Source organism: Streptomyces sp. NPDC097981 (assembly GCF_040302565.1).
Classification (GTDB): domain Bacteria; phylum Actinomycetota; class Actinomycetes; order Streptomycetales; family Streptomycetaceae; genus Streptomyces.
Map to the genome: position 1 here is coordinate 82,125 of NZ_JBEORW010000028.1, position 16,465 is coordinate 98,589.

General features: G+C 74.0%; 15 protein-coding genes. All 15 read left to right on the forward strand.

Translation table 11 applies throughout. From position 1 onward, the window contains the following. Nucleotides 1-45 precede the first annotated feature (45 nt). On the forward strand, nucleotides 46-1,311 hold the full coding sequence (locus ABTY04_RS25610; protein ID WP_352215730.1) for a beta-ketoacyl-[acyl-carrier-protein] synthase family protein: 1,266 nt from the start codon (nucleotides 46-48) through the stop codon (nucleotides 1,309-1,311). Further along, a complete protein-coding gene (locus ABTY04_RS25615; RefSeq protein ID WP_352215731.1) occupies nucleotides 1,308-2,552 on the forward strand; it encodes a ketosynthase chain-length factor in 1,245 nt (414 codons plus the stop codon). The genes ABTY04_RS25610 and ABTY04_RS25615 overlap by 4 nt, the downstream gene beginning before the upstream one ends. A 57-nt stretch (nucleotides 2,553-2,609) precedes the next feature. Next, nucleotides 2,610-2,876, forward strand: coding sequence for an acyl carrier protein (locus ABTY04_RS25620; protein ID WP_352215732.1), 267 nt, complete (start codon nucleotides 2,610-2,612; stop codon nucleotides 2,874-2,876). A 129-nt stretch (nucleotides 2,877-3,005) separates the two neighbouring features. Next, nucleotides 3,006-4,667, forward strand: a complete 1,662-nt coding sequence (locus ABTY04_RS25625; protein ID WP_352215733.1) for an FAD-binding oxidoreductase — start codon at nucleotides 3,006-3,008, stop codon at nucleotides 4,665-4,667. 17 nt (nucleotides 4,668-4,684) lie between these two features. After that, nucleotides 4,685-4,978, forward strand: coding sequence for an antibiotic biosynthesis monooxygenase family protein (locus tag ABTY04_RS25630; RefSeq protein WP_352215734.1), 294 nt, complete (start codon nucleotides 4,685-4,687; stop codon nucleotides 4,976-4,978). 107 nt (nucleotides 4,979-5,085) lie between these two features. Next, a complete protein-coding gene (locus ABTY04_RS25635; protein WP_352215735.1) occupies nucleotides 5,086-6,090 on the forward strand; it encodes an ATP-binding cassette domain-containing protein in 1,005 nt (334 codons plus the stop codon). Next, nucleotides 6,087-6,935: an ABC transporter permease gene (locus ABTY04_RS25640; protein ID WP_352215736.1), complete on the forward strand. Its 849-nt coding sequence runs from the start codon at nucleotides 6,087-6,089 to the stop codon at nucleotides 6,933-6,935. Before ABTY04_RS25635 ends, ABTY04_RS25640 begins: the two co-directional genes overlap by 4 nt. A 45-nt stretch (nucleotides 6,936-6,980) precedes the next feature. Further along, complete coding sequence (locus ABTY04_RS25645) at nucleotides 6,981-9,836, forward strand: SCO1167/SCO6262 family helicase (protein WP_352215737.1); 2,856 nt, start codon at nucleotides 6,981-6,983, stop codon at nucleotides 9,834-9,836. After that, nucleotides 9,836-11,140 (forward strand): SWIM zinc finger family protein, encoded by a 1,305-nt coding sequence (locus ABTY04_RS25650; protein ID WP_352215738.1) that lies wholly within the window; start codon nucleotides 9,836-9,838, stop codon nucleotides 11,138-11,140. The genes ABTY04_RS25645 and ABTY04_RS25650 overlap by 1 nt, the downstream gene beginning before the upstream one ends. Before the next feature lie 107 nt (nucleotides 11,141-11,247). After that, a complete protein-coding gene (locus ABTY04_RS25655; RefSeq protein WP_352215739.1) occupies nucleotides 11,248-12,762 on the forward strand; it encodes an AMP-binding protein in 1,515 nt (504 codons plus the stop codon). 1 nt (nucleotide 12,763) lies between these two features. Next, on the forward strand, nucleotides 12,764-13,027 hold the full coding sequence (locus tag ABTY04_RS25660) for a phosphopantetheine-binding protein (protein WP_215143773.1): 264 nt from the start codon (nucleotides 12,764-12,766) through the stop codon (nucleotides 13,025-13,027). A 2-nt stretch (nucleotides 13,028-13,029) separates the two neighbouring features. Next, nucleotides 13,030-14,100, forward strand: a complete 1,071-nt coding sequence (locus tag ABTY04_RS25665) for an anthranilate phosphoribosyltransferase (RefSeq protein ID WP_352215740.1) — start codon at nucleotides 13,030-13,032, stop codon at nucleotides 14,098-14,100. Then, on the forward strand, nucleotides 14,093-14,950 hold the full coding sequence (gene trpA / locus ABTY04_RS25670) for a tryptophan synthase subunit alpha (protein ID WP_352215741.1): 858 nt from the start codon (nucleotides 14,093-14,095) through the stop codon (nucleotides 14,948-14,950). The genes ABTY04_RS25665 and trpA overlap by 8 nt, the downstream gene beginning before the upstream one ends. After that, nucleotides 14,947-15,321: an ectoine synthase gene (locus ABTY04_RS25675; protein ID WP_352215742.1), complete on the forward strand. Its 375-nt coding sequence runs from the start codon at nucleotides 14,947-14,949 to the stop codon at nucleotides 15,319-15,321. The genes trpA and ABTY04_RS25675 overlap by 4 nt, the downstream gene beginning before the upstream one ends. A 4-nt stretch (nucleotides 15,322-15,325) precedes the next feature. Then, on the forward strand, nucleotides 15,326-16,465 hold the full coding sequence (locus tag ABTY04_RS25680) for an acyl-CoA dehydrogenase family protein (protein ID WP_352215743.1): 1,140 nt from the start codon (nucleotides 15,326-15,328) through the stop codon (nucleotides 16,463-16,465).

Below are 16,465 nucleotides of genomic sequence, written 5' to 3' on the forward strand. Positions count from 1 at the left end.
CCCGCCCGGCCCCAGGCCTGGCGGAAAAACAGTGGGGGACAGTCGATGAGACGGGTAGTCATCACCGGTATAGGGGTCGTCGCCCCGGGAGGAGTGGGCACCAAGGAGTTCTGGGAGCTGCTCACGGCCGGCCGTACGGCCACCCGGGCCATCACCCTGTTCGACGCGTCCTCCTTCCGTTCCCGCATCGCCGCCGAGGCCGATTTCCACCCGGCCGCCCACGGGTTCGACGCGCAGGAGGCCGCACGCCTGGACCGCGCCGCCCTGTTCGCACTGACCAGCGCCCGCGAGGCGATCGCCGACAGCGGCGTCGCCGACGGGCTGGACCCGCTGCGCACCGGTGTCAGCCTCGGCAGCGCCGTCGGCTGCACCATCGGACTCGACAACGAGTACGCGGCCGTCAGCGAGCTGGGCCGGCTCTGGAACGTGGACCACACCCGGGCTGTCTCGCACCTGTACGACTACTTCACCCCCAGCTCCCTGGCCGCCGAAGTGGCCCGGGACAGCGGCGTGCAGGGACCGGTCTCCCTCGTCTCCACCGGCTGCACCTCCGGACTCGACTCCATCGGCCACGCCGTCGAGCTGATCCGCGAGGGCACCGCCGACGTGATGGTCACCGGCGCCACCGAGGCGCCCATCTCGCCGATCACCGTGGCCTGCTTCGACGCGATCCGCGCCACCTCCACCCGCAACGACGACCCGGCGACCGCCTCGCGCCCCTTCGACCGCACCCGCAACGGGTTCGTCCTCGGCGAGGGCTCCGCCGTGCTGGTGGTCGAGGAGCTGGAGCGGGCACGCCGCCGCGGCGCCCGGATCTACGCCGAGATCTCCGGTTTCGCCAACCGCAGCAACGCGTACCACATGACGGGACTGCGTTCCGACGGCGCGGAGATGGCCGAGGCCATCACCGCCGCGCTCGCCGAGGCCCGCCTGGACGCCTCCGCCATCGACTACGTCAACGCCCACGGCTCGGGCACCAAGCAGAACGACAAGCACGAGACCGCGGCCTTCAAGCGCAGTCTGGGACAGCGCGCCTACGAGGTGCCCGTCAGCTCCATCAAGTCGATGATCGGGCACTCGCTCGGCGCCATCGGCGCCCTGGAGGTGGCCGCCAGCGCCCTGGCCATCGCGCACAACACCGTGCCGCCCACCGCCAACCTGCACGAGGCGGACCCGGACTGCGACCTGGACTACACCCCGCTCACCGCCCGCGAGCAGCGCACCGACGCCGTCGTCAGCGTCGGCAGCGGCTTCGGCGGCTTCCAGAGCGCCATGGTCCTCAACCGCCCGAGCCTGAAGGAAACAGCATGACCGCGCCCACGCTCGACCCGTCCGTTGCTCCGGCGCGGACCGCCACCGCCGTCTTCACCGGCATCGGCGTCACCGCCCCCAACGGGCTGGGCGCCGAGGCCTGGTGGGATGCGGTCCTGCGCGGCGAGAGCGGCATCCGGCCGCTGACCCGGTTCGACGCGAGCGGCTACCCTGTACGCCTCGCCGGCGAGATCCCGGGCTTCGTCGACGAGGACCACGTCCCCAGCCGGCTGCTGCCGCAGACCGACCGCGTCACCCGGCTCTCGCTCGCCGCCGCCAAGGAGGCCCTCGACGACGCGGGCGCCGACCCCGCCCAGCTGCCGCAATACGCCGCGGGCGTGGTCACCGCCTCCTCCGCGGGCGGCTTCGAGTTCGGCCAGCGCGAGCTGGAAGCCCTGTGGAGCAAGGGCGGCCAGCACGTCAGCGCGTACCAGTCCTTCGCCTGGTTCTACGCCGTCAACTCCGGCCAGATCTCCATCCGGCACGGGCTGCGCGGCCCCAGCGGCGTCATCGTCACCGAGGGCGCGGGCGGCCTGGACGCCGTCGCCCAGGCCCGGCGCCAGCTCCGCAAGGGCGCCTCCCTGATGGTGACCGGCGCCGTCGACGCCTCGATCTGCCCGTGGGGCTGGGCCGCGCACCTGGCCGAGGGCCGGATGAGCCAGGTCCAGGACCCGGCCCGCGCCTATCTGCCCTTCGACGCCGAGGCCTCGGGCCACATCGTCGGCGAGGGCGGCGCCCTGCTCGTCCTGGAGGACGCCGAAGCGGCCCGCGCCCGCGGCGCCCGTACCTACGGCTCCTTCGCCGGATACGCGGCCACCTTCGACGGCCCGGACACGCCCCGGCTCGCCGACGCGGCCCGCCTCGCGCTCGCCGACGCCGGCCTGGACGCCGCCGACGTCGACGTCGTCTTCGCCGACGCCGCGGGCGAACGCGCGGCCGACCGCGCCGAGGCCGAGGCGATCACCGCCCTGTTCGGCCCGCGCGGGGTCCCGGTGACCGCCCCCAAGTCGATGACCGGACGGCTGCTCTCGGGCGGGGCCTCCCTCGACCTCGCGGCCGCCCTGTTCACCCTGCGCGACCAGGTGGTCCCGCCGACCACCGGCACCGTGCGGCCCGCCGACGACTGCCCGCTCGACCTGGTCACCGGTGCCCCGCGGACCGGTACCGCCCTGCGCACCGCCCTGGTGCTGGCCCGCGGCCGGGGCGGCTTCAACGCCGCCGCCGTGGTCCGCGCCGTCTGACGCGGCGCACGTCGCACCCCGCTACGCCCGAACCCGAACCGCCAAGAGGAGATCCCCATGCGGCACCTTGAACTGACCGACCTGACCCGCCTGCTGCGCGAGTGCGCCGGTGCGGACGAGGGCGTGGACATGGGCGGCGACAACGTCCTCGACACCCTCTTCCTCGACCTCGGCTACGACTCGCTGGCGCTCCTGCAGACCACCGGGCGCATCGAGCGCGAGTACGAGATCACGCTCGACGAGGAGGCCATCGACGAGGCCGAGACCCCCCGCAAGTACCTCGAGCTCGTCAACCGGGTGCTTTCCGCGCACGTCAGCGCCTGAGCCCCCACTTCCTCCCTGCCCGACCCCGCCGCACGCCCAGGCCCTTCCCCAGACCCTTCCCCAGGCCCTGCCCCGCGCCCTGTTCCGCGCCCTGTCCCGCCACCGGGTCCGCACCGAAAAGGAAGCATCATGACCGCTCCAAGCCGTCGGCGCTTTGTCGCCGGTTCGATCACGGTAGGCGTCGCCGGCCTCGCCGCGGCGGGCGTCACGCCCGCCCTGGCCGCCGCCCCGAGGCGGCCCTCGGGTACCGGTGCGGGTACCGCGACGGGTACCGGCGGTGCGGACGCCACCGCGGACATCACCCCCGCCGACCCCCGCTACGAGGACCTGGCCACGCGCGGCAGCAACAAGCGTTTCACCGCCCGGCCCGCCGCGTTCCGCCTCGCGACCACCACCGAGCAGGTCGTCCAGGCCGTCGGCGAGGCCGCGCGGTCGGGCCGCCGCGTCGCCGTGCGCAGTGGCGGCCACTGCTACGAGAACTTCGTCGGAGACACGGCAGTCCGCCTGGTCGTCGACCTCGGCCAGATGAACGCGGTCCGCTACGACGAGGACAAGCGCGCCTTCATGGTCGAGGCCGGCGCGCGCCTGATGGACGTCTACAAGACGCTGTACTACGGCTGGGGCGTCACCCTGCCCGGCGGCGCCAGCGCCACCGTGGGCCTCGGCGGCCACATCACCGGCGGCGGGTACGGCGCCCTCTCGCGCCGGTTCGGCCTCGCCGCCGACCACCTGTACGCCGTCGAGGTCGTCGTCGCCGACCGGGCCGGCCGCGCCCGCGCGGTCGTCGCCACCCGCGAGCCGGACGACCCGAACCGCGAGCTGTGGTGGGCCCACACCGGAGGCGGCGGCGGCAACTTCGGCGTCGTCACCCGCTACTGGTTCCGCACCCCCGGCGCCACCGGCACCGACCCGGGCCGGCTACTGCCCCGCCCGCCCGCCACGATCCTGACCAGCGCCGTCCTCTTCCCCCGCGAGGGCATGGACAAGGCCGCCTTCCGCCGCCTGGTGCGCAACCACGGCCAGTGGCACGAGCGCAACAGCTTCGCCGACTCCCCCTACGCGGGCCTCTACGGCGGCCTCGTACTGTTCGGCAAGCTCAAGGAGAACGACCCGGGCCAGAGCGCCATCAGCTTCGCCCACATGGACGGCACCCGCCCCGACGCCGAGAAGCTGCTCGCCGACTACACCGCCGCGCTCACCGAGGGCGTCCCCGTGACCCCGTACGACATGGGCATCACCCGTGACACCTGGCTGAACGCCACCGTGGCGCTGGGCGAGTCCCAGGACACCGACAAGGGCCGCCAGAAGATCAAGTCGGCGTACCTGCGGCGGGCCTGGACCGACGCCCAGAGCGACGCGCTGTACACCCACCTCAACAACACCGACCACAGCTACGAGTCGGCGTCCGTCTCGCTCCAGTCCTACGGCGGCCGGGTCAACACCCCCCACGCCTCGGCCACCGCCACCGCGCACCGCGACGCCGTCCTCAACGTGATCTTCATGAACACCTGGCAGGACGCGGCCGGCGACGCCGAGAACATCGGCTGGCTGCGCCGCGCCTACCGGGACGTGTTCGCCACCACCGGCGGGGTCCCGGTCCCCGGCCGCGGCGCCGACGGCTGCTACATCAACTACCCCGACGTCGACATGGCCGATCCGGCCTGGAACACCTCGGGCGTGCCCTGGCAGCGCCTCTACTACAAGGACAACTACCCGCGCCTGCAGCGGGTGAAGGCGGCCTGGGACCCGCGCGGAGTCTTCGGCCACGAGCTGGGCATCAGCCCCGCCTGAGGAGAGGGAGAAACGGCGTGATCACTTTCATCAACCGCTTCGAGGTCACGGGCCCCCGCGATGAGTTCGAGGAGGCCTTCGACCGGACCTCCGCGTTCTTCGCCTCCCAGCCGGGCTTCATCCGCCACCGGCTGCTGCACCACATCAACGACCCGGACCTGTACGTCAACGTGGCGGACTGGACCGACGAGGAGTCCTTCCGCCGGGCCCTGGGGCAGCCGGAGTTCGCCGCGCACCGCGCCGCCCTGCGCGCCCTGGGCAGCAGCGACCCCAACCTGTACACCCCGATGCTGGAGCGCGTCGCGCGCTGACCGGCGCCTCCACCACGGCTCGAGGAGCGCTGCGGGAGCGGCTGTCAGGATCGCCAGCGGGCGGACCTGCCGTCCGACTCCCGCACGCACCACAGAAGGAAGCTGACGTGGACTCGACCAGGCCGGCAGTGATCGCTGAAGGGCTGCGCAAACGGTACGGCAAGAGGTACGTGCTCGACGGATTCGACCTCACCGTCGAACAGGGCACGGTGCACGGCCTCCTCGGCCCCAACGGCGCCGGCAAGACCACCTCCGTCGGCATCCTCTCCACCCTCATCCGGCCCGACGAGGGACACGCACGGGTGGCGGGCTTCGACGTGGTCTCCCAGTCCGCCGAGGTCCGCTCCTCCATCGGCATGGTCGGCCAGTACGCCGCCGTCGACGAGGTGCTCAGCGGCCGCCAGAACCTGGTGATGTTCGGCCGCCTGCACCACCTCTCGCCGCGGGGCGCCCGCCGCCGCGCCGACGAGCTGCTGGAGCGCTTCCGGCTCCACGACACCGGCAGCAAGCCGGTCAAGAACTTCTCCGGCGGCATGCGCCGCCGCCTCGACCTCGCGGCCAGCATGGTGCTCGCCCCGCCGGTCCTCTTCCTCGACGAGCCCACCACCGGCCTTGACCCGCGCAGCCGCAACGAGGTCTGGGAAGCCGTACGCGACCTCGTCGGCGGCGGCACCTCGGTCCTGCTGACCACGCAGTACCTGGAGGAGGCCGACCAGCTCTCCCACGGCATCTCCGTCATCGACAGCGGCACGGTCATCGCCAAGGGAACACCCGACCAGCTCAAGAGCCAGGTCGGCGGCGACCGGATCGACGTCGTGGTGCGCCGCGCCGAGGACCTGCCGGCCGCCGCGGGCGCGCTCGCCAGGATCGCCGAGGGCACCCCCGACACCGACCCCGACACCCGGCGGGTCAGCGTCCGCGTCGCCGAGCGCACCAGCGCCCTGGGCGAGACCGTACGCGCCCTGGACCACGCGGGTATCGAGGCGGAGGACATCGCACTGCGCCGCCCCACCCTGGACGAGGTGTTCCTGCACCTCACCGGCCGTACGGCCACCCCGGCCGCCGAAGCGGCCGCCGACGCCGAACCCGGCCGAAAGGCAGTCGCCGCATGAGCGCCACCACCCCGCTCCAGCTCCCCCAGATGCCGGCCATCCCGCGCGGCCCGCTCTCGCGGCTGCGCTGGGCCGCGGCCGACGGCTGGACCGTCACCCTGCGCGGGATGACGCACTGGGTGCGCGAACCGGGCACCCTGGTCGGCGCGCTGACCTTCCCCATCCTGATGGTCCTGATGTTCGGCTACTTCTTCGGTGGCGCGATGCAGGTACCCGGCGGCGGGGACTACAAGGAGTTCCTCGTCCCCGGCATGTTCGTGATGACGATGGTCTTCGGCATGGGCGAGACGGTCACCGCCGTCGCCGCCGACAAGAACCGCGGCATCACCTCCCGCTTCCGCACCCTGCCGATGTCCCCCTCCGCGGTGGTCGTCGGACGCGCCGTCACCGACATGATCAGTTCGGTGCTCGCGCTGGCCGTGCTGATGGGCGTCGGCCTGCTGATGGGCTGGCAGGCCCACGGCAGCCTCGGCGACACCACCCTGGCCGTCGGCCTGCTGCTGCTCCTGCGCTTCGCGCTCGTGTGGGCCGGCGTCTATCTCGGCCTGCTGATGAGCGGACCCGAGGGCATCACCATGGTGCAGACCCTGGAGTTCCCCATCGGCTTCCTCACCAGCGCCTTCGTCGCCCCCTCCACGATGCCGGGCTGGCTCGGCACGATCGCCGAGTGGAACCCGCTGTCCTCGACCGTGCTCGCCACGCGCGAGCTGTTCGGCAACCCCGGCTGGGGCGGGGACTCCTGGATCGCCCAGCACTCCCTGCTGATGGCCGTGGTGTGGCCGGTGGTCCTGTGCGCCGTCTTCTTCCCGCTCTCCGTACGCCGGTTCAGGAATCTGACAACCTGATCACCGGCAGGGGCAGCAGACCGGAACGACCGAGGAAACGGACGCATGGTGTGGATTGCGCGTGAGCAGGCCGGACTCCTGGCGCGGTGCGCGGCCGTGTTCGAACCGGGGGACCCGGCCAGGACCGGGGAGATCCTCCTGTGGAACCCGGACGGATCCCCACCGCCCGAGGTGCCCGGGGGCCGGCCCGGCGAGGCCGGCCTGCTCACCGCCGACGGACCGCGCACCCTGCCGGTACTCCGCCTCGCCCTGGCCGACGTGCTGCCCGTACTGGCCCACGCCCGCCGGGCCCACGAGGAACGGCGAAGGGGCCGGATCCCGGCCGAGCCCGTCCACCCGGCCGCCGCCTTCTGGGGCGGGGCCCTCGCCCTCGCCCTGCACCTCGCCGCCCGCGAACGCCTGCTGCCGGGCGTCTCCCCCGGCGGCTACGACGCCTGGCGGACCGGCCCCTATGACCCCGAGGACGTGACGCGACTGCGCGAACTGGCCGCCGCCGCGCCCCCCGAAGCGCTGGCACTGCCCGTGGCCGCCGGCTCCGGGCTGCTGCCCGAGGCCGGCACCGTACTGCGCGCCTTCCTGGACGCCGTCGCCGACGTGCTGCCGCGCACCCCGGCCGCCGAGGCCGCCACCGGCCGCGCCGCGTTCGCCGCCACCGCCCCCCAGCACGTGCCCCAACTGCGCGCCTGGGCCGAGGAGATCTCCCTCGGCGTCGACTCCGGCGTCCGGGTCTCCCTCAGCGTCGTCGTCGGCGACGGGGCCGCGGAGCCGCTCGTACGGATCGAACCGCGGGTGGCGAGCCTCTCCGACCCCACCGTGGCCCTGGCCGCCGCCGAACTCTTCGACGGCGCCCCGCACGCACTGGGGCCCCGCGCCCAGGCCGACACGATCCTCGCCGTACGCCGCGCCGCCGACGTGTGGGAGCCCCTGCGGCGGCTGCTCCCGGTGCCCCGTGAGATCGTCCTCGACGACCGCGAGACCACCGCGCTGCTCGGCGACGCCGGAGCCCGGCTGCGCGCCCACGGCGTCGACGTCCACTGGCCGGCCGACGCCGCCCGGGGCCTCGGCGCCCACGCGCTGGTCGGCGCCGACCGCGAACCCCCGGCCGACCTGCGCGCGTTCATGGGCGACGGCACCGTCGACCTGCGCTGGCAGCTATGCCTGGACGGCGAACCCCTCACCGAGGCGGAGACCGCCCGCATCGCGGACGAGGGCCGCCCCGTGCTGCGGCTGCGCGACCGCTGGGTCTTCGTACCGGCCGAACTCGCCCGCAAGGCCCGTACCCGCGAACTGAAGCCGCTCACCGCCATCGAGGCGCTCTCGGTCGCCCTCGGCGGCTTCACCGAGATCGCCGGCGAACGGGTCCCCGTCGTCCCCGGCCCCTGGCTGGTGGCCCTGCGCGTCCGCCTCGCCGAACCCGACGGCGGCGACGAACAGACCGCCGCGCCCGCCGCCCTGGCCGCCACCCTGCGCGACTACCAGCTGCGCGGACTGCGCTGGCTGGACCGGATGACCTCGCTCGGCCTCGGCGGCTGCCTCGCCGATGACATGGGCCTGGGCAAGACCGTCCAGCTCATCTCGCTCCACCTGCTGCGCCAGGAGGACCCGCGCAGCCAGGGACCCACCCTGGTGGTCTGCCCGGCCTCGCTGCTGGGCAACTGGGAGCGCGAGGTGGGCCGGTTCGCGCCCGGCACCCCCGTACGCCGCTTCCACGGGCCCGGGCGCACCCTGGAGGGCGCCGAGCACGGATTCGTCCTCACCACCTACGGCACGATGCGCCTGGACGCCGACCGGCTCGCCGCCCACCACTGGGGCATGGCCGTCGCCGACGAGGCCCAGCACGTCAAGAACCCGGCGTCCGCCACCGCCCGCGCCCTGCGCCTGATCCCGGCCGGTGCCAAGGTCGCGCTGACCGGCACCCCCGTCGAGAACAGCCTCTCCGAGCTGTGGGCCGTCCTCGACTGGACCACCCCCGGGCTCCTGGGCGGCTACGGGCACTTCCGCCGCCGCTGGATGGCCCCGATCGAGGCCGAGCGCACCGGAGCCGTCGGGTCCGCCGAAGGAACGGACACCGCCGCCCGGCTCGCCGGCCTCGTACGGCCCTTCCTGCTGCGCCGCCGCAAGTCCGACCCGGGCGTCGCCCCCGAACTGCCGCCCAAGATGGAGACCGACCGCCCGGTCGCCCTGACCGCCGAGCAGAGCGCCCTGTACGAGAAGCTCGTGCGCGAGGTCATGGCCGAGATCCGCGCCACGGAGGGCATCGCCCGCTCCGGCCTGGTCCTCAAGCTGCTCACCGGGCTCAAGCAGATCTGCAACCACCCGGCCCAGTTCTTGAAGGAAGGCGTCGGCAAGGAGGCCGGCGCGGTCCGGCTGACCGGCCGCTCCGGGAAGCTGGAGCTGCTCGACGAACTGCTCGACACCATCACGGCGGAGGACGGGGCCGTCCTCGTCTTCACCCAGTACGTCGCCATGGCCCGGCTGCTGGAGGCGCACCTGCGCGAGCGGGGCGTACCGGCCCAGCTGCTGCACGGCGGCACGCCCGTGCCCAAGCGCGAGGAGATGGTCAGCCGCTTCCAGGACGGCGAGGTGCCGGTCTTCCTGCTCTCGCTCAAGGCGGCGGGCACCGGACTCAACCTGACCCGCGCCGACCACGTGGTGCACTTCGACCGCTGGTGGAACCCGGCCGTCGAGGCGCAGGCCACCGACCGGGCCCACCGGATCGGGCAGACCCGCCCGGTGCAGGTGCACCGGATCATCGCCGAGGGCACCATCGAGGACCGGATCGCCGAGATGCTGGCGTCCAAGCAGGAGCTCGCCGACGCCGTGCTCGGCTCGGGCGAGCAGGCGCTGAGCACGCTCGGCAACGACGAGCTGGCGAACCTGGTCGAGCTGAGGAGCACGTGATGGCCGAAGGACACGACAGCGCACGGGGGTTCCCCGCCTTCGCCGCGCGCAAGGGCGGCCGGGCACGCGGCAAGTCCTGGTGGGGCGGACAGTTCGGGCAGGCCGTGGAGGACCTCTGGCCCGAGGAGGACCCGCTCAAGCGGGGCCGTGCCCTGGCCCGTTCGGGCCGGATCGGGCCGCTCACCGTCAGCCCCGGCCGGATCGCCGCGCAGGTCCACGGGGGCGAGGACGGCCCGTACAGCGCGGAGCTGACCCTGCGGGTGTTCGGGGACGAGGACTGGGACGCCCTGTGGGAGAAGACCGCGGACCGGCCCGCCGAGGCCGAGGCGGTCCTCGCGGGTGAACTCCCGCCCGACCTGCTGGAGGCGGCCGAGGACGCCCGGCTGGGCCTGCTGCCCGGCTACGGGGACATGGAGCCGGACTGCGACTGCGACGAGCCCGACCATCCGTGCGCGCACGCGGTGGCGCTGGCCCACCAGTTCTCGTGGCTGCTGGACGAGGAAGCGGCGCTGCTTCTGTTCGTGCGAGGGCGAGACGCCGAGGAGGCCGCGCACGAGCTGGGGTCGGCCTTGATGCTGCGGGCCATGATGTCGATGGACGGGTCCGACGACGCGGACGAGGAGCCGCCGGAGTCCGAGGACGCCGACGGGGCGCGGGACACCGCGGGCCCTGCGCTGCGCGGCACCCCCGCCGCCGAGGCCTACGCCCGCCCGGCCGCGGAACTGCCCCCGCTGCCCCCGATGCCCCAGGCCGCCGCCCCCGCCGAGGAGCCCGAGGCGGTCACCGGGATCGCCGCGGACCCGCTGGAACGCCTGGTCGCCGACGCTGCCGCAGCGGCCCGCGCCCTGCTCGCGTACACGCACGGCCTCACCGCCGAGCCGCCCGCCGAGCTCGACCTGTGGCAGGACACCGTACGGATCACCGCCACCCACCCCGACCCGAGGGTGCCCGAACGCCTGCGCGCGGCCTCGGACCGGGCCGCAGACCTGGACCGGGCCGCGCAGGCCTGGCGCCACGGCGGCGCGGCGGGCCTGCGGACGCTGGAGGAGGCCTGGGAGCCGCCCGCCCAGGAGACCGCGCGGGCCCGTACAGCCCTGGCGGCGGCCTGGGAGGCCGACGAACTGCCCGAGCTGGAGGTGTCCGGCAACCACTGGACGCTGACCGGCCGCGGCCTCCAGCTGCGGCGCGGCCGGGACGGGCGCTGGTACCCGTACCGCGAGCGCGCGGGCCGGTGGTGGCCGGCCGGCCCCCCGGACGCCGAACAGGCCCTCGTCCTCGCCGGACTCCTCGAGGAGGCCCCGTAGTCCTACCTGCGAACGGGCCGCCAGCGGGACTCCGATGATCCTCCAGTCACCGAAACCACGATCGGGACGAGAGCTTCGATCGTGAGGACCGGAAGGAGTCCAGGCCCGTGAAGAGCGCCGGTACCGCGGCCGTCCGCACAGCCCGCTCCCTCGCCGACGGCATCCTCGCCCAGGCCCGGCGCAGCCCCCAGGCCACCGCGCTGTTGTGGCGCGAGCAGGAGATCGGCTACGGCGCGCTGCTCCGCCGGGCCGAGCAGGAGCGGGCCCGGCTCGCCCGCATCCCCGCGGGCTCCCCGCTGGGGGTGCCCGCCGTCAAGTCACCCGCGGTCGTCGCCCTCGTGCTGGCCGCGCTGCTGGAGCGGCGGCCCGTACTGCTGCCCTCGCCGCAGCTCGGCGCGGAGGTCACGCAGCGGCTGTACGCCCAGGCGGGCGTCGAGCACGTCCTCAGCCCGCTGGACACCCCCTTCGACGAGTCGGCTCCGGCCGGACGGTTCGCCGACGCCGCGCCGCCCGCCGAGGGGGCCACCGCGCTGCTGCTGACCACCTCCGGTTCCACCGGCACCCCCAAGATCGTGCCGCTGCGGGCCGGGGCCCTCGACCGCTTCACCCGGTGGGCGGCGGACTCCTTCGGGATCGGCCCGGGCACCACCGTCCTCAACTACGCGCCGCTCAACTTCGACCTGTGCCTCCTCGACGTGTGGACCACGCTGGCCCACGGCGGCCGGGTCGTGCTCGCCGACACCGACCGGGCGACCCAGGGCGGCTACCTGCTGGACCTGGTGCTGCGCCACCGGCCCGAGATCGTCCAGGCCGTCCCGCTGTTCTACCGGCTGCTGGCCGACGCCGCCCGCGAGCGCGGCGACGCGGCCGTCCCCGGCGTACGGCACGCGCTGTTCACCGGCGACGCGCTGCCCGCGCCGCTGCGCGCGGAGCTGCCCGCACTGCTGCCCGGCGCCCGGCTGTACAACCTCTACGGCTGCACGGAGACCAACGACAGCTTCCTGTACGAGCTGACCGGCGGCGAGGACCCCGCCCTGCCGCTCCCGCTCGGCTCCCCGCTGCCCGGCGCCGGCGCACTGCTCGTCGACGCGGAGCACGGGGTGCTCGAAGGGCCCGGCACCGGCGAGCTCTATGTCACCACCCCCTTCCAGACGGAGGGGTACCTGGGCTACCTGGGTGCCGTGGCCGCCCCGGCCGTGTTCACGGACCATCCGGCCGGCGCCGACGGCCGCCGCTGGTTCCGCAGCGGCGACCTCGTGACCCGCTCCGGCGACGGCACGCTGAGGCTGGCCGGCCGCACCGACTTCCAGGTGAAGGTGCGCGGTGTGCGGATCAACCCGCAGGAGACCGAGCACGTCCTGCTCGAGCACCCCGGCGTGCTGGAAGCGGCCGTCCTGGCCCTGCCCGACCCGGTGGCCGGCCGGCTGCTGCACGCGGTGGCCCGCCGGGCGCCCGGCTCCGGCCTCAACAGCCTCACCCTGCGCGGACACCTGGCCCGGGGCCTGCCCCGGGCCGCCGTGCCCTCGGTCCTGCGGATCACCGACGGCCCGCTGCCACGGACCTCCACCGGCAAGGTCGACCGCGACCAGGTCGCCCGCACCCACTTCACCAAGGAGAACTGACATGCCACGCATCCAGGCCATCAAGGAGTTCATGGTCCGCGAGTTCCTGCCGGACGTCCCTGCCGGTGAGCTGGACGCGGACCTCGACCTCCTGGAGGCCGGCGTCGTCGACAGCCTCGGCCTGCTCAAGGTGATCGCGTGGCTGGAGGACGTCCACCACATCAACACCGACGAGTTCGACCTGGACCCGGAGTTCTTCCGCTCGGTCGCAGCCATCGACGAGTTCATCACGGACGCGTCCCGGCAGCAGGCGGAGGCCGCGTAACCATGCACGACGCCGTCGCCGCCGTCATCGGGCAGGACCGGCCGGTGGACCTGCCCATGTGGCGCTCGTTCTGGGACGGGCTGCACGAGCGCGGACCGCAGCACGAGCGCGGGCTGCGCCGGGGCGAGGCCGTCGCCCTGCTCGCCTCGCTGTCCACCGCGATGCCCGGCCGCACCACGCTGACCGCCCTGCTCGACTCGCTCGCCGAACGCCGCCCGGGGCACACGGGCCGGCTGGGCGGCGGCCCCGGGGCCTTCGACGGCGCGGTCAACATCGTCGGCACCGGCGGCGGTCCGGCCACCTTCAACATCTCCACCGCGGCCGCGCTGGTGGCCGCCGCGATGGGCACCCCGGTCGTCAAGACCGGCTCCCGCGCGTACACCTCCTCGATGGGCTCGGTCGACCTGCTGGAGCGCCTCGGCATCCCGCTGACCCGGTCGTACGAGGAGACCCACGAGACGCTGGAGGGCTGCGGCATCGCATTCGCCGGGTCCTTCGTCTACCCGGCGGAACTGGCCCTGCTGGCCCGCGCCGTCCTGCCGCTGGACATCCGCGGGCTCGGCCGCTGCATCAACGCGCTCGGCCCCTTCCTCGCCGACATGCCGGTCTCCGCGCAGGTCACCGGCGTCTCCGACGCCCGCCTGGCGCCGGCGCTGCGCACCGCGGCCGCGCACACCGCTCGCCGCACAGGCCGCCGGGTGTGGCTGGCCGGCAACGACCTGGGCGCCGACGAACTCCTCGGCTGCACCACCAACCAGGTGCACTCCTACGAGGCGGGCGGGGAGGACGAGTTCACCCTCGACCCGGCCCTGCTCGGGCTGCGCCCCGGCACCCTGGAGGGCCTGCGCCCGCGCGGCGCCGACCCGGTGGCGTACTTCCGCACCGTGCTCGGCGGCGAGGGAAGCCGCGACGCCGAGGACACCGTCTGCCTCAACGCCGCCGCCCTCGCCGTCGCCGGCCGCACCACGGGCGACTGGCACGAGGCACTGGCCGGCGCCCGGGCGGTGATCCGCGACGGAGGTGCGCTCGCGCTGCTGGAGCGGCTGCGGACCCGGGCGGCCGTCCATGCCTGAGCCGGACGCGTTCTTCGCCCGGCGCCGGCCAGGCCGGCCGGGCCTCGCCGTCTTCCTCAACGCCGGGGACCCGCCGCTGGAGCGGCTGCCCGAGCTCGCCGCGATGCTCGACGAGAACGAGGTCGACTGCCTCGAACTCGCCGTCCCGTTCCCCGACTCCGTCACCGACGGCCCCGTCGTCCGCCGCTCCGCCGGCCGGGCGCTGGCCGCCGGGACAGGCCTGGAGCAGACCCTGGCCGCAGTGGCCCGGATCCGCCCCGGCCTGCGCCGGCTGAGGATCGCGCTGCTCGCCGACTGGAGCCACACCGTACGGGGCACCGCCCCGGCGGACTTCGCGGCCGCCGTCCGCGACGCGGGCTGCGACGGGCTGCTGCTGCACGGCGTACCACCGCGGCTGCGCACCGCCCACTACGAGGCCGCGCACCGGGCCGGGCTGCCCCTGGTGAGTACCTGCTACGCGGTCTCCGGCCCCGAGGCCGTGGCCGAGGCGGCCCGCCACGCCACCGCCTACCTCTACCTGGTCGCCCACTACGGGCGCAGCGGCACCTCCGCCGCCCCCGACCACGCCCGGCTCGCCCGGGCGCTCACCACCGTGCGCGCCGCCTGCGCCGTGCCCGTCGCCGTCGGCTTCGGAGTCAAGACGGCCGAGGACATCTCGCGGCTGGCGGGCCTGGGCGCCGACGCCGCCGTCGTCGGCAGCGCCGGGGTGGCCCGTATCGAAGCGGCCCTGACCCAGGGCCGCGATCCCGTCGAGGAGTTCGCCTCCTTCGTACGGGAGCTGCGCACGGCCGGCGGGACCGTCCGCCGGCCCGACTTCGCACCCGACTCAGCAAAGGAGTTCCACTCATGATCGTCCGCAAGCTCGACGAGGTCCCCACCGTCGACTGGGGCAACGGCCTCAGCCGCCGCTTCCTCACCCAGCAGGACGGGGTCGGCTACACCGTCACCGACACCATCGTCCGCGCGGGCACCAAGTCCCGCCTGGAGTACCGCAACCACATGGAGAGCTGCTACTGCATCGAGGGCAGCGGCGAGGTCATCGACACCGTCGGCAACTCCCATCCGATCGTCCCGGGCACCCTCTACGCGCTCGACCGCCACGACGCCCACTGGCTGGTCGCCTCCCCGCACGAGGACCTGCGCCTGGTCTGCATGTTCACCCCCGCCCTGCGCGGCGACGAGGTCCACGACCTGGACTCCGCCGAGTACTCCCATTACTGAGCCGATGACCAACTGGACCGCGGACCAGCAGGCCCTGCGCGACGGCCTGGCGCCCTGGCTCGAGAAGCTGAGCGCCGGGCACGTTGAGCGGGACGCCGAGGCGGCCTTCTCCCCGGAGAACTGGGCGGCCGTGGCCGCGACCGGCATCCTGGGCCTGCCCTTCGACGAACAATGGGGAGGCCTGGGCCAGTCCCTGCTCACCACCATGTACGTGCTGGAAGGGCTCGGCGAGGGCTGCCGGGACGCCGGCCTGAACTTCTCGGTGTGCACGCACATCGTCTCCACCGGGGTGCCGCTGCACCGCTTTGGCTCCCCGGAGCTCAAGGACCGCTTCCTGCCGGGCATCTGCTCGGGCGAGATGATCGGCGCGCACGCCATCAGCGAGCCCGGCAGCGGCTCCGACGCGCTGGCCATGCGGACCCGCGCGGTGCGCGACGGCGACCACTTCGTCCTGAACGGCAGCAAGGCCTTCGTCAGCAACGGGCCGGTCGCCGACCTGCTCACCGTGTACGCCCGCACCAGCGACCGCTCGGGCCCGCTCAGCATCACCGCGTTCCTGGTGGAGCGCGACACCCCGGGCCTGACCGTCGGCGGCCCCATCGCCAAGATGGGCCTGCGCACCTCGCCCTTGAGCGAGCTGTACTTCGACGACTGCCGCGTGCCCGCCTCCCATGTCGTCGGGCGGGTCGGCGGCGGCTTCCTGGTCCTCGACCACGTGATGCGCTGGGAGATCCTGTGCTCCTTCGTGATCAACGCGGGGGAGATGCGCCACCGGGTGGCGCGCTGCGTCGAGTACGCCCGCGGCCGCACCCAGTTCGGGCAGCCCATCGGCTCGTACCAGGCGGTGTCCCACAAGATCGTGGACATGGAGGTCGGCGTGGAGACGGCACGGCACTGGCTCTACGCGACCGCCGGGAAGATGGCCGCGGGCGAGAACGTCACCCGTGACATCGCCATGGCCAAGCTGGTCACCAGCGAGGCCAACGTCGCCTCCGCGCTGAACGCCGTACAGATATTCGGCGGCAACGGCTACATGGCCGAGTACGGCATCGAGAAGGAGCTGCGCAACGCGGTCGCCGGAACCATCTACTCCGGCACCTCGGAGATCCAGCGCAACCGCATCGCCTCGCTGCTCGGCCTCTGA